Origin of the sequence: Iodobacter sp. CM08, from assembly GCF_033446605.1 — a bacterium.
GTDB lineage: Bacteria > Pseudomonadota > Gammaproteobacteria > Burkholderiales > Chitinibacteraceae > Iodobacter.
Genome location: NZ_JAWQUO010000008.1, coordinates 1 through 13,632, shown reverse-complemented (window position 1 = coordinate 13,632; position 13,632 = coordinate 1). Strand labels below are relative to the sequence as shown.

General features: G+C 51.0%; 8 protein-coding genes. 6 read left to right on the top strand and 2 right to left on the bottom strand.

Annotation, left to right across the window (positions count from 1 at the left end; translation table 11 throughout):
- Positions 1–4,676: retention module-containing protein (locus tag R6242_RS05855; RefSeq protein ID WP_318424945.1), on the bottom strand; the 4,676-nt coding region annotated here is incomplete at its 3' end.
- A gap of 283 nt (positions 4,677–4,959) precedes the next feature.
- Positions 4,960–5,433, bottom strand: coding sequence for a YhcH/YjgK/YiaL family protein (locus R6242_RS05850; protein WP_318424942.1), 474 nt, complete (start codon positions 5,431–5,433; stop codon positions 4,960–4,962).
- A 290-nt stretch (positions 5,434–5,723) separates the two neighbouring features.
- Here R6242_RS05850 and R6242_RS05845 point away from each other — a divergent pair, with 290 nt between their 5' ends.
- From R6242_RS05845 to R6242_RS05820, 6 genes are all read left to right on the top strand, one after another.
- Entirely contained in the window at positions 5,724–6,572 is an 849-nt protein-coding gene (locus R6242_RS05845; protein ID WP_318424940.1) for a PA4780 family RIO1-like protein kinase, read from the top strand.
- Between the two features lie 2 nt (positions 6,573–6,574).
- Positions 6,575–7,051 (top strand): GNAT family N-acetyltransferase, encoded by a 477-nt coding sequence (locus tag R6242_RS05840; RefSeq protein ID WP_318424937.1) that lies wholly within the window; start codon positions 6,575–6,577, stop codon positions 7,049–7,051.
- An 86-nt stretch (positions 7,052–7,137) separates the two neighbouring features.
- On the top strand, positions 7,138–8,136 hold the full coding sequence (locus tag R6242_RS05835) for a hypothetical protein (protein ID WP_318424935.1): 999 nt from the start codon (positions 7,138–7,140) through the stop codon (positions 8,134–8,136).
- A 211-nt stretch (positions 8,137–8,347) separates the two neighbouring features.
- Complete coding sequence (recJ, locus tag R6242_RS05830; protein ID WP_318424933.1) at positions 8,348–10,036, top strand: single-stranded-DNA-specific exonuclease RecJ; 1,689 nt, start codon at positions 8,348–8,350, stop codon at positions 10,034–10,036.
- 151 nt (positions 10,037–10,187) lie between these two features.
- Positions 10,188–12,212 carry a lamin tail domain-containing protein gene (locus tag R6242_RS05825; RefSeq protein ID WP_318424930.1) on the top strand — a complete coding sequence of 675 codons (2,025 nt, stop codon included), beginning with the start codon at positions 10,188–10,190 and terminating at the stop codon, positions 12,210–12,212.
- 250 nt (positions 12,213–12,462) lie between these two features.
- Positions 12,463–13,533, top strand: coding sequence for an HlyD family type I secretion periplasmic adaptor subunit (locus R6242_RS05820; RefSeq protein WP_318424928.1), 1,071 nt, complete (start codon positions 12,463–12,465; stop codon positions 13,531–13,533).
- The last annotated feature ends 99 nt before the right edge of the window (positions 13,534–13,632 follow it).

Genomic DNA, 13,632 nt, shown 5'->3' with positions numbered 1-13,632 from the left:
TCGCCTTCTTTCAACTCTTGGACGTTGGTGGCTGAGTTATTCAGCGCATAAGTCCACTTGCCGTCCGTACCGATGCTGAACTTACCGTAAGTGCCGCTCGTGTCCGTCTGGGCTTGGAAGCTGGATTGACCGGCGTCTTTGTCATTGACCAGCAGCGTTCCGCCAGTTGTAAGGGTCACATCTTCTTTAACCTGGCCAGCGTCATCACCCGGCTTGCTTGGGGTGATGATGGCGGCGTCGTTGGTACCTACAATCGTTACGATCACATTTGAAGTCGTGCCGTCCGCCGACTTCACCGCAAAGGTTTCAGTCTTAGTCTCGCCTTCATTCAGAGCTTGAACATTGGCTGCTGAGTTGTTCAGTGCGTAAGTCCACTTACCATCGCTGCCGATGCTGAACTTGCCGTAAGTACCGGTGGTGTCGGTTTGTGCTTGGAAGCTAGATTGACCAGCGTCTTTATCGTTGACTAGCAGCGTGCCGCCGGTGGTCAATGTTGTATCTTCCTTAACCAGCCCAGCATCATCACCCGGTTTGCTTGGAGTAATGATGGCTGCGTCGTTTGTGCCGACAATCGTGACCGTCACATTTGAAGTGCTGCCATCCGCCGACTTCACTGCAAAGGTTTCAGTCTTGGTTTCGCCTTCTTTCAACTCTTGGACGTTGGTGGCTGAGTTATTCAGCGCGTAAGTCCACTTACCATCCGTACCGATGCTGAACTTGCCATAAGTACCGGTGGTGTCGGTTTGTGCTTGGAAGCTAGATTGACCAGCGTCTTTGTCATTGACCAGCAGCGTGCCACCGGTGGTCAATGTTGTATCTTCCTTAACCAGCCCAGCATCATCACCTGGTTTGCTTGGAGTAATGATGGCTGCGTCATTGGTACCTACAATCGTCACAATCACATTTGACGTCGTGCCGTCCGCTGACTTCACCGCAAAGGTTTCAGTCTTAGTCTCGCCTTCATTTAGTGCTTGAACATTGGCCGCTGAGTTATTCAGTGCATAAGTCCACTTGCCATCGCTGCCGATGCTGAACTTGCCGTAAGTACCGGTGGTGTCGGTTTGTGCTTGGAAGCTAGATTGACCAGCGTCTTTGTCATTAACGAGTAAAGTACCGCCGGTTGTAAGAGTCACATCTTCTTTAACCTGGCCAGCGTCATCACCCGGTTTGCTTGGAGTAATGATGGCTGCGTCGTTGGTACCGACAATCGTCACAATCACATTTGAAGTGGTGCCATCCGCCGACTTCACTGCAAAGGTTTCAGTCTTGATTTCGCCTTCTTTCAACTCTTGGACGTTGGTGGCTGAGTTGTTCAGCACGTAAGTCCACTTGCCATCGCTGCCGATGCTGAACTTGCCGTAAGTACCGGTGGTGTCGGTTTGTGCTTGGAAGCTAGATTGACCTGCATCTTTATCGTTAACGAGTAAAGTGCCGCCAGTAGTCAGAGTCACATCTTCTTTAACTTGGCCAGCGTCATCACCCGGCTTACTTGGGGTGATGATGGCCTTGTCGTCCAGGCCCTGCACATTAATGGTGATGGTGGTTTTACTGCCATCGCTCAGGGTGACGTTGAAGTTTTCGGTTTTAAATTCACCCGTCTTCAGCGCTTGTACATTGTCAGCGGCGTTGTTGAGTGTGTAGGTCCACTTGCCATCGCTGCCCAGCGTCAATGAGCCATAAGTGCCAGCCGTGTTTGCTTGAGAAACAAAGGTTGCCCCACCACTAGCCGTTAGTGCGCCGCTGCTGGAGGTGACGGTGTCTTCTTGCACTGCGCCTTGGCCGACCGTGGCGGATTCATTGGTGCCGGAAATCTGAACAGTCACCGTGCTGCTTGTGCCATCGGCCGTTTTAACGGTAAAGGTTTCAGTGCGGGTATCGCCTTCTTTTAGCTCTTGAACATTAGTGGCTGAATTGTTCAGAACATAAGTCCACTTGCCATCCGTACCGATGCTGAATTTACCGTAAGTACCGGTGGTGTCGGTTTGTGCTTGGAAGCTAGATTGACCAGCGTCTTTGTCATTGACCAGCAGCGTGCCACCGGTAGTCAGAGTTACATCTTCTTTAACTTGGCCCGCATCATCACCTGGTTTATTCGGGGTAATGATAGCTGCGTCGTTGGTACCCACAATCGTCACAATCACATTTGAAGTGGTGCCGTCAGCCGACTTCACTGCAAAGGTTTCAGTCTTAGTTTCGCCTTCTTTCAACTCTTGGACGTTGGTGGCTGAGTTATTCAGCGCATAAGTCCACTTGCCGTCCGTACCAATGCTGAACTTACCGTAAGTGCCGCTCGTGTCCGTCTGGGCTTGGAAGCTGGATTGACCGGCGTCTTTGTCATTGACCAGCAGCGTTCCGCCAGTTGTAAGGGTCACATCTTCTTTAACCTGGCCAGCGTCATCACCCGGCTTGCTTGGGGTGATGATGGCGGCGTCGTTGGTACCTACAATCGTTACGATCACATTTGAAGTCGTGCCGTCCGCCGACTTCACCGCAAAGGTTTCAGTCTTAGTTTCGCCTTCATTCAGTGCTTGAACATTAGTGGCTGAATTGTTCAGCGCGTAAGTCCACTTGCCATCCGTACCAATGCTGAATTTACCGTAAGTGCCGGTGGTGTCGGTTTGTGCTTGGAAGCTAGATTGACCTGCGTCTTTGTCATTAACGAGTAAAGTGCCGCCAGTTGTGAGAACGGTATCTTCTTTAACCTGGCCCGCATCATCACCTGGCTTGCTTGGGGTAATTTCAGCAATATCGTCTTGGCCTTTGATCGTAACCACAACGTTGTGCGTTGTGCCATCAAGGGATTGCACGGTAAAGGTCTTGTCGAAGCTGTCTTTGCTGGTCAGTGCTTGTACTTCTTTGGCGTTGTTATCCAGTGTAAACGACCACTTGCCGTCTTTATCTATGGCAAAGGTGCCGAATTCGTTTTTGATGGAAGCGGGCTGCATTTCAGACTGACCTGCATCTTTGTCAGACACAGTCAGTTTGCCTTCTGCAATCAGCACGCCGTCTTCTTGAACGGTGCCAAGGTCTGTGCCGCTGATGTTGGCAGGGTCTTCAACGGGCGTGACGCCTACATCAACGGTAATGATGGCGGTGCCACCTTTGCCATCGTTCACTGTCACGGTAAAGCTGTCTTTGCCGTTGTAATCAGTAGCAGGGGTGTAAACGTAGCTGCCGTCTGGATTAACCACCACGCTGCCGTGCGTTGGCTGATCTTTAGGCGCAAAGGTTAGTGTGTCGCCGTCTTTATCGCTTGCGATTAGCTTGCCGGTAATGGGGGTGTCTTCTGGCGTGGTAATACTTTGATTGGTGCCAACTGGTGCGTCATTCACTGGATCAACAGTGATATCTACAACGATAGTGGCGGTGCCGCCCTTGCCATCGTTTACTGTCACGGTAAAGCTGTCTTTGCCGTTGTAATCAGTAGCAGGGGTGTAAACGTAGCTGCCATCTGGATTAACCACCACGCTACCGTGGGTTGGCTGATCTTTAGGCGCAAAGGTCAGTGTGTCGCCGTCTTTATCGCTTGCGATTAGCTTGCCGGTAATGGGGGTGTCTTCTGGCGTGGTAATACTTTGATTGGTGCCAACTGGCGCGTCATTCACTGGATCAACGGTTACATCTACAACGATAGTGGCGGTGCCGCCCTTGCCATCGTTCACTGTCACGGTAAAGCTATCTTTGCCGTTGTAATCAGTAGCAGGGGTGTAAACGTAGCTGCCGTCTGGATTAACCACCACGCTGCCATGCGTTGGCTGATCTTTAGGCGCAAAGGTTAGTGTGTCGCCATCAGGATCTTTGGCGTTTACTTTGCCAGCAATTGGGGTGTCTTCTTTGGTGATGATTTGTACGGGGGTGCCCGTTGGATTGCCGTTATTGTCGACTTGGGTAGGCAAATCATTAACGGGGGTAACGGTAACCGCAACTGTGGCACTACTAACTGCACCAGTGGCATCGGTAATGGTGTAGGTGATTTGATCAGGGCCATTGTAATTGGCGTTTGGCTTATATGTAATAGTGCCGTCAGTATTGATTACAACCGTGCCGTTGCTAGCGCTGGCGCTACTGACTGTGATGTTGTTGCCGCTGTCGTTGCCAAGTACATTAATGCGGCTTTGGCCGTCTTCTTCTAGGGTAACCGCGTCGTTAACGGCTTGAATGCCTTGTTCTGCAATGAGGATTGCTTGTGCGGGATTCACATCGTTAGGCGTGGTTTCAAAGTTTGTGGCGAAATTAAAAGCGAGGGGGTTAACGCCTTCGGCCACGCGTAGCAGTTGCACAAAAGAGTGCCCTTCGCTTTGCCCAGCGCCACCTAAACCCGCGGCAGTGGCTTCTAACTCTGTGCTTAAGTCTTGTCCATTATTAATGGCAGCGGCAATCTTAGCGGTGGAGGCCGCTAAATCGTTAATCACTGCCGTAGCGGCATCAAGGGCGGCGTTGCCCAGCATCTGTGCATCGATTTGCACTGTGCGTGTTGGGCCAATATCGACGAGCTGGCCATTTGGCATTTGTAATTGCACATGCCCATCGGCATCGGTTACTAAAGTTTGTGCTTCATTTAATTCTTGGCCTTTTTGGAGTGGAACAGTTTTTCCACTTGCATCACGCAAATAGGCTTTGCCATCGATTTGAACGATTGTTGCATGCGCTTGAGTGGTATTGATCTGTTCGGCCATGAGGTATTAACCAGAATTAAATGAGGATGGCATGAATTGTAAGCAGGTTTAGTAAATTCTAATACTGTACTGAAGGACAGGTAAGCCAACGAGGCTAGGCCTAGATTTGGCTCAGGCGCTGGGGAGGGGCGATCACAGTCGGGCTAAAGGCGCACTACTGGGTATTTAACTGAGTAGTATTGTCAGCGCCTGTTAGAAAGTGGTCTGGGGGTATGGTGAAGGTTTTTGGTAATGCAGTAAGAGGGGGAGTGTTATTTTATTGCCAGTGCACTGTTGCCATGCTTTAAGCAGTGCTTGCGACTAAATCTTTAGAAATTTTAATTACCACTTTTTTAATTAGTAGTGGCTTCTCCACCGCTCGGCACGGTTTATGCAGCTCGCCCGGGTAAAAAATGGCAAACATACCTGGCGTTAATCGCAGCTTAGATTCGTGCTCAATTGGGGCGACAAAAGCGATATCTCTTTCAGTGAGCTGATCGTGTGTTTTGCTGAGCGTATTGTCGCTAATGGCATAGCCAATAAGCTCTTCGCCCTCTAATAAATACTGAATATCAATATAGCGGGAGTGAAACTCTGGTTTGCCAGCATCCCAGTCCTGTGTGATTGGGCTTTGAACGAGGGCAAACATCTGCTCGCCATCAATGGGGTAGCGGCCGACGGCCATTTGCGAAAAATCTGTATTGCGCAGGTAATTTAGCGCGGTTTCTATAGCGGGGGGTAGTGGCAGATTGGGTTGGTGTAAGTGGCCTAGATACATGCTGATCTCAAATATTTAATATTCCTGCAGTATAGAGCTTATGGGGATTGGATTCACGAGGGTCAGTAATCTGCAACTGCCGTTATACCTATTAAGAAGCATTGTGTTTATGCTTGGCCTAGCTAGGTAAATGCTTTACACGGACAAACCTTGTGCTTGTTGCATGTTTGGTGTCAGTATTGTGTTGGATATGTGCCGCATGAAAAATCCTTTTTAATCTAGGGCTTTGCGCTAAAAGCGAATTTATGGCATAAGGCACACTGCTGTTTGCTAATACCGGACTTTGGAAAATGAAAACCCCGAAAAGATTAGAACCACTTGTTCAGAATGGACTTGTTGATGAAGTACTCCGCCAGCTGATGAGTGGCAAAGAAGCCGTGGTTTACGTTGTGCGCTGTGGCGACGATGTGCGCTGCGCCAAGGTTTATAAAGAGGCGAACCAGCGCAGCTTTAAGCAAAACGCCGCCTACCAAGAAGGCCGCAAGGTGCGCGGCTCACGCGATGCTCGTGCCATGGAAAAAGGCAGCCGCTATGGCCGAAAAATGGCCGAAGAAGTCTGGCAAACCGCCGAAGTAGACGCCTTGCACCGCTTAGCCGCGGCAGGGGTCCGTGTGCCGCAGCCTTATAACTGCTTTGAAGGCGTGCTGTTGATGGAGCTGGTTACCGACGCCGCAGGCCACGCCGCACCGCGCTTAAATGACGTGGTGTTAAGCGCTGAGGTGGCACTGGCGTATCACGCGATGCTGATCAAGCAAGTGGTATTGATGCTATGCGCGGGCGTGATTCATGGCGACTTATCTGAATACAATATTTTGGTTGATGCAGATGGCCCTGTGATTATTGACCTGCCCCAAGCGGTGGATGCGGCCGGTAATAACAGCGCTTTTAGCATGCTGGAACGCGATGTAGGCAATTTAGCCACTTATTTCGGCCAATTTGCCCCTGAGTTACTCAATACAGATTACGCGTTTGAGATTTGGAGCCACTTTGAGAAGGGCGAGCTGCATCCAGATGTGGCACTCACAGGCCGCGCTAGACGCAGCGAGAAAAAAGCCGATGTACGTGGCCTGATGCGTGAAATCGATAGCGTGAAAGAAGAAGAACTCAACCGTCGCCGCTTTCAAATGGAAGAAGATTAATATTGAACACCTTGCTTTTGAATATTCGCCCTGCGCAGCCATCTGATATTGCAGAGTGCATTGTCATTAGAGGTAAAACACGAGAAAACGCGATTTCTAAAGAGCGCTTAGCCGAGCTTGGTATTACCGAGGCTTCATGGGCGGCTCAAGTCGAATCGGGCGAGCTGTTAGGTTACGTTTATCACGTTGGTGGGCAAATGGCGGCGTATTGCTTTGGCTCCGTGAGTACTGGCGAAATTGTGGTTTTAGCGCTGTTGCCAGAGCATGAGAACCAAGGCATAGGCAAAACGCTGTTGCAAAATGTGATGTCAGATTTGAAATCACTAGGCCACGCTCGGCTTTTTCTTGGCTGTGCGGCTGATCCCAAGGTAAGGTCCTTTGGCTTTTACCGGCATCTGGGCTGGCGCGCCACGGGGCAGCTTGATGGGTATGGTGATGAAGTGCTTGAGTATGTTTTTGCAGCGAGCGCTCAGGCCTGATGATTTAATCTGGTGTTTATATCTTTAGGGCGGGCTGCGCTGAGCCCTTATCGCTGCTTGCCCGCATCTTGTTGTAAAATTCCCCTATGTCACTTCATCTAGTTATTCCATTTGCCGACTGGCCCGATGCGGATCAGTGTCGGTTTATCACCACAGGCTTAGAGCTACCTGCGCTAGCGATGTTATGCGGGCGTGGTCAGCGGCTGCCTTCCCAAAAGCAAAGCGTTGAAGAATGGCTAGCGGGTTTGGTGGGCCTGCCGTCATTGCCCGCTGCTGCATTAAGCCTTGGCCTAGATCATCCCTCCGCCAGCCCCGGCTTTTGGCTGCGGGCAGATCCTGTACACCTTAAAATTGAGCGAGATGGCTTGCTGTTGTTTGATGCTCATCATTTTGAGCTAAGCCAAGCCGAGGCCGATTCCTTGGTGGCGGGGCTCAATAGTGTGTTTGGAGAAGACGGTATTTTATTTGTGGCGGCCACGCCTACGCGCTGGTATTTGCGCTTACCGGTAGATCCAAAGCTGGCTTGGACGCCGCTAGATGCCGCCATTGGCCGCGATATTGATACCTTGCTACCCAAGGGTGTGGATGCGCTGAAATGGCATCGCTTACTCAATGAAATTCAGATGTACCTGTATACCCATAGCGTGAATGAGCACCGCGAGCAATCGCAAACGATTAACAGCCTGTGGCCATGGGGCGGATCGGCGTATCCAATTGTTGATGCACCGGTGCTACCCGCCATTAGCGTGTATAGCAATGAGCAAATGTTGGCGGGCTTAATGCATTTGGGCGGTGAGAACGTACAGCGCTTGCCGCCAAGTGCGGAGTCTATGCCGGTAGGGGATGCGCTAGTGATGCTCGATCAGCTGCGCCTTGGCGCATGCTATGGCAATGCCCATGATTGGCGTGAGGGCTGGCTAAGCCTAGAGCGAGACTGGTTTGCACCGCTACTGGCCGATTTAAAATCTGGCAAAAGAACATCCCTAGCAATGACCTTCCCCGATCTGGGCCTCGCCTTACAAATCGACCGCTCCTTACGCTGGAAAATCTGGCAAAACCCCAAATTACCGTGGAAATTCATGTAGGGTGGGCGGCTGTGCCCACGCGTGGGGAGGGAGGTATCTCCACGTCATGTCGTGTGGGCACGATTTTGTGCCCACACGTGCAAGAGACATATTTGACACGTGTAAGTGAGATATCCCCATGCCTTGCAAAAGTTTGCAATTTTCGCGTGGGCACAGGTGCCCACCCTACATTTATATGATTCGCCCCATCGCTTTTCTTCATTGAGCCAAAATGACCACCATCTCCCCTCGCATCGTTCCTGCCGCTGCCGAATCTCTGCTTTGCCAGCAGGGCTACACCCCGCTTGAAGCCCGTTTATATGCTGCACGCGGGATTAATAGCCGCAGTGAGCTAGAGCATGAGCTGGCGCATCTTTTACCTTTTTCTGGCTTAAAAAACATCATCGAGGCAGGCAAGCGTTTGGCCGATGCGATAGCCGCTAAAGAGCGGATTTTGATCGTGGCCGATTACGATGCCGATGGTGCTACGGCTTGCGCGGTTGGGATGCGGGGCTTGGCTATGCTGGGCGCGGTGGTGGATTTTGTGGTGCCGAATCGCTTTGAATATGGCTACGGCTTAACGCCAGAAATCGTTGAGCTGGCGGCGCAAAAATCGCCCGATTTAATCCTGACCGTGGATAACGGCATTGCCAGTGTGGCGGGGGTGGCAGCGGCACAAGCGTGCGGGATTGATGTGCTGATTACCGATCACCACCTGCCAGGCGACGAGTTGCCCGCCACGCTGATTGTGAATCCTAACCAGCCAGGCTGCACCTTTGCTAGCAAGAATCTAGCTGGGGTAGGGGTGATGTTTTATGTGCTGATGGCTTTGCGAGCTGAGCTGCGCGAGCGGCAGGTTTTTGCAGGCATCAAAGAGCCAAATCTGGCGACGCTGCTAGATTTAGTGGCGCTAGGTACGGTGGCCGATGTGGTGCGCCTTGATGGTAATAATCGCATCTTGGTTGAGCAGGGCTTAAAGCGCATGCGCGCTGGGCGGGCCAGTGCCGGTGTGCTGGCCTTGTTTGCCGCAGCGGGGCGTTTTCCTTACAAGGCATCGTGCTTTGATCTGGGCTTTACGTTGGGGCCAAGGCTGAATGCCGCAGGGCGTTTGGATGATATGAGCTTAGGCATCGCCTGCCTGCTAGCCGATTCCGAGGCCGCCGCCACGCCGCTGGCTAAAGAGCTAGATAGCATGAACCGCGAGCGCCGTGAGATTGAAGTGGGCATGCGCGCCGAGGCAGAAGCCATTCTGGGCAATATTGCGGTGGATGATGCTTACAGTATTAGCCTCTACCAAGGTGATTGGCACCAAGGCGTGGTGGGGATTATCGCCTCTAGAATGAAAGATCGATTTCATCGCCCAACCATCGTGTTTGCCGATGGCAATGATGATGAAATCAAAGGCTCGGGCCGCTCCATCCCTGGCCTGCATTTGCGTGATGCTTTAGATTTAGTCTCTAAACGCCACCCCGATTTAATCCTGAAATTTGGCGGCCACGCTATGGCTGCGGGTTTAAGCTTGCGTCAGGCTGATTTTGGCCGCTTTAAAGCTGCGTTTGAGACGGTGTGCCATGAGCTAATGGATGCCGATACGCTGGAGCGAAAAATTGAAACCGATGGCGAGCTAGCCACCGAATCTTTCGCACTTGAAGTGGCCGAAACGCTAGATACCCAAGTCTGGGGCCAGGGCTTTCCTGCGCCGCTGTTTCAGGGGGAATTCACCGTGGTTGAGCAGCGCCTTGTAGGCGAGCGGCACTTAAAGCTCAAACTCGCTAACCCACATGGCCTAGTGCTGGACGCCATGCGCTTTGGCCATGCCGATCCACTGCCACCTAAAATATTGGCCGTGTATCGCATCGGCGTAAACGAGTTTCGCGGCAATCGCGTGGTGCAGCTGCAAATTGAGCATGTGAGCGAGTAAGCATTTGGCGTTGAGCTTAAGCACGCCAATATCTATGTCCTTATTCTGACCCGTCAAGGATTCCCTGCCGAGCAATCGTCTGTTTGCTATGGTAAAGAGGGGGCGCGGCTTGGCTTGCGCTGGCGTTGATGTCAGAAAATGGGCGGTTTAAATGAAAGCACCTGCGCTTTACCATGTTTTTATCTTGATGGCGTCAGTGGCTTTAACGGCCTGTGGCGGGGGAGGAGGAGGGGGCGACAGTGTAGCCCCTACACCTGTCGTCAGTGCTGTACCTATTGTGGTGCCCACTGCCACCCCTTCACCGCCCCCCACCACCTCGGTTCCGCTACCCACAGCAGTGCCGACTTTTTTACCTAGCTCTAGCCCAAGCCCTACATTAATCCCTACCCTAGCGCCAACGCCTAGCCCGACTCCTAGCCCTGTACCAACGGCTGTGCCGATCACTGCGGCTAATGCAGGCTTATTAATTAGTGAAGTTTCAAGTAATGATTCGCCGAATGCTGGGGCTTGGTTAGAAATCCATAATCCCAGCAGCAGCGCCGTATCCCTGAGTGGGGTAAGCCTGCGCACCCGCTCTGGTCTACGCTCTGCGCCGTTCACAGTTTTCAGCACGCCAGTCAGTTTTAGCTTGCCTGCCGTAACGCTGGCAGCGGGGGCCTATTTGGTGGTGATCGCTAAAATTGATGATAGCGTGAGCGATAACAGCCAAGTGGCGTATATCAAAAATGGTGAAGCCGTACCATTTTGGGATGCCAATGGCGCGATAGAGCTGACCTTTGCTGGGGCCACTTTAGATTTTGTCCGCTTTGGCAATAGCAGCCAAGCGCCTTTAAGCAGCAGCGCATGGGCAGGAGCCAATGTGGCCGCCATGCCCGCCACAGCGCAAGATTATGGCAAATCGCTGGTCAGGCCGTTTCCGCTGCAAGCCAATAGCAATAGCGCGGCAGACTGGTCGCTGGTTTCATTTGCCACCCCTGGCGGCAGAAACGATGTGCCCGCTAGCGCGGTTGATAGCGATAACGATGGCATCCCCGATAGCGCAGAAGTAGCCGGAGGCACCTTTGCTGGCTTAGATTTATACGCGATGGGCGCGCGGGCCAATCAGCGTGATATCTTTGTGCAAGTCGATCATATGATTTCTAGCGATGCGGGCATTACTCCACGCAAAGAGGCTTTGCAAAAAGTGACCGATGCATTTGCAGCCAGAGGCTTTAGCATTCATTTTGATACCGGCAGCCTTTATGCCGCGAATTTTAACCCCGGCTTATTTAATTTAGGCGGCGGCTTGGCGGGCGGATCAAATACGGTGAAATATGCCAAATGCTTGAGTTTGGATAGCAAAACAGGCTGCGCTTCTTTATATAGCTATAAATCTGCGAGCTTAGATATTCGGCGTAAAACCTTATTTCATTATTTAATTATGGCTAATTCGCAAGAATTAGATGGATCGGCGGGCTCATCGGGAATCGCTGAAGTGAACGGCAATGATTCAATGGTGACATTAGGTAGTTGGGGTTTATCAATCGGATCAGGTAGTAATACTAATTTATTACTTAATTATCAAGCCAGCACAATTATGCATGAATTAGGCCACAATTTTGGCCTAGAGCATGGTGGTAATGAATCCAATAATTATAAGCCCAATTACTATAGCATCATGAATTACCTCTACCAATTGCCAGGGCTAGGCTCCGATGCTAAAACAAATAGCGCAGTGCAGCGCTATTATTTAAATAACAACTTGCTGGGTTTTAGCTGGGGCGGGATATGCAATATTGATGCTAGCCCCTGCGGCACGGACTATAAAATGGATTACTCTGATGGCAGCGGGGTAAATCTTAATGAAAATAGCCTGATTGAATCAGCGATCATTGGCCGTGGAAATAATGGCGGTTTTTATGCCGATTGGAATGCCAATGGCAGCCAAAATGCCAATCCCTATTCACGGGATATTAACCAAGACTTCAGTTTTTCTGTATTAAGCGATTACAACGATTGGGCAAATCTTAATTTAGCTTTTGCACGGCAGAGTACGGGTAATAGTGGTGCAAGCCTGTTATTAAGACGTGTGTTTTTATCCTCTCATGTACTTAGCCAAGATAGGCAGGCAGTAGTGCTTGAGCAACGCCCCTCTTCAGAGCTGATCCGATTAATTGCAACGCTTAGAGGAAGTTAATATTTTGCTTAAAATTGGCTTACATTTCTTATGGTGAGAGCTTAGTACCTATGGCTAAGAGTGGGGTGAGAAAAAGGTGTGATATTGCTTTCTTGGGGTTTTCCATTACATATAATTGCGTATTTCTTTCGTAATTCTTGTTTTATTATCAATTTAATTGATGTTTATCTTTGTTTTAGTTTGTTTTGAATTGACTGTTTTATTGTAAATACTTACAATATTCCGTTGAATTAACCAGTATAAATCCAAGATGAAATATCAAATTGTCGGCGAATTGCTTACAAAATACCGACAAATTTTTGCTGCAGCGTGGCAAATCCGCAAGCAGCAAGATTTACCTCCTAAAAGCTCAGATGAGCTTGCCTTTTTGCCCGCCGCTCTCGAGTTACAAGAAAATCCTCCTCACCCCGCCGCCCGTGTCACCCTTTGGGCCTTGCTCGCTTTTATCCTGATTGCTCTGCTATGGGCCTGCCTTGGCAAGATAGATATTGTGGCCGTGGCACCTGGCAGGTTGATTGTGTCTGATCGCAGTAAAACCATTCAGCCCTTAGAGGCTGGGGTGGTGAAATCGATTCATGTGAGGGATGGCCAAACCGTGCAAGCGGGGCAGCTATTGATCGAGCTGGATAGCACGTTTACAGGTGCAGAAAATGCCAAGCAGCAAACCAATCTGCACGATGCAGAGCTAAACGCCCTGCGTGCTAAAGCCTTGCTCGCCGCTTTAGATAGCGGGCAAGCGCCTGTTGTTACTAATGCGGCGGCAGGTAAGGAGCTGCAATCTTTGGAAGCCAGCCGCCTGGCGCTTAGCCAGTGGCAAGAATTGCAAGCCAGGCTATCAACCCTGGATAGTGATACTTCACGTAAGCAGGCCGAGCGGGCTGGGGTGCAAGATCAGATCGCCAAGTTTGAGCAAACCTTACCAATTATTAAGCAGCGCGAAAAAGATTTTCAGGATTTGGCGTTGCAAAACTTTGTTTCCAAACACGGCGTGCTGGAGAAGCAGCAGGCCCGAATAGAGGCAGAGCAAGATTTAGCCAACCAGCGGCATAAAAAATCAGAGCTGGACGCCGCGATTAGTGGCAATGCCCAGCAAAGAATCGCCATTCAGGCCGAGTTTCGCCGCGCCCAGCACGATCTGCTTACCCAAGCCAGCGAGCAAGCCCGCTCGTTGACCCAAGACGTGGTTAAAACAGGGCAGTTACAAAAACAAACCCGCCTAACCGCACCGGTTGCCGGAATCGTGCAGCAACTGGCCGTACACACCGTGGGCGGCGTAGTTACCCCCGCGCAAGCCCTGCTGTTCACGCCGATTGAAATTTGACCCACCCTGCCGATCGAATTTTGACCCAGGGCCGAGCGTTGCTTTTTATCGGAGCAACTGTGGATAAGTCTAGCAAATAGCGGGCCACTCACCCGCTAT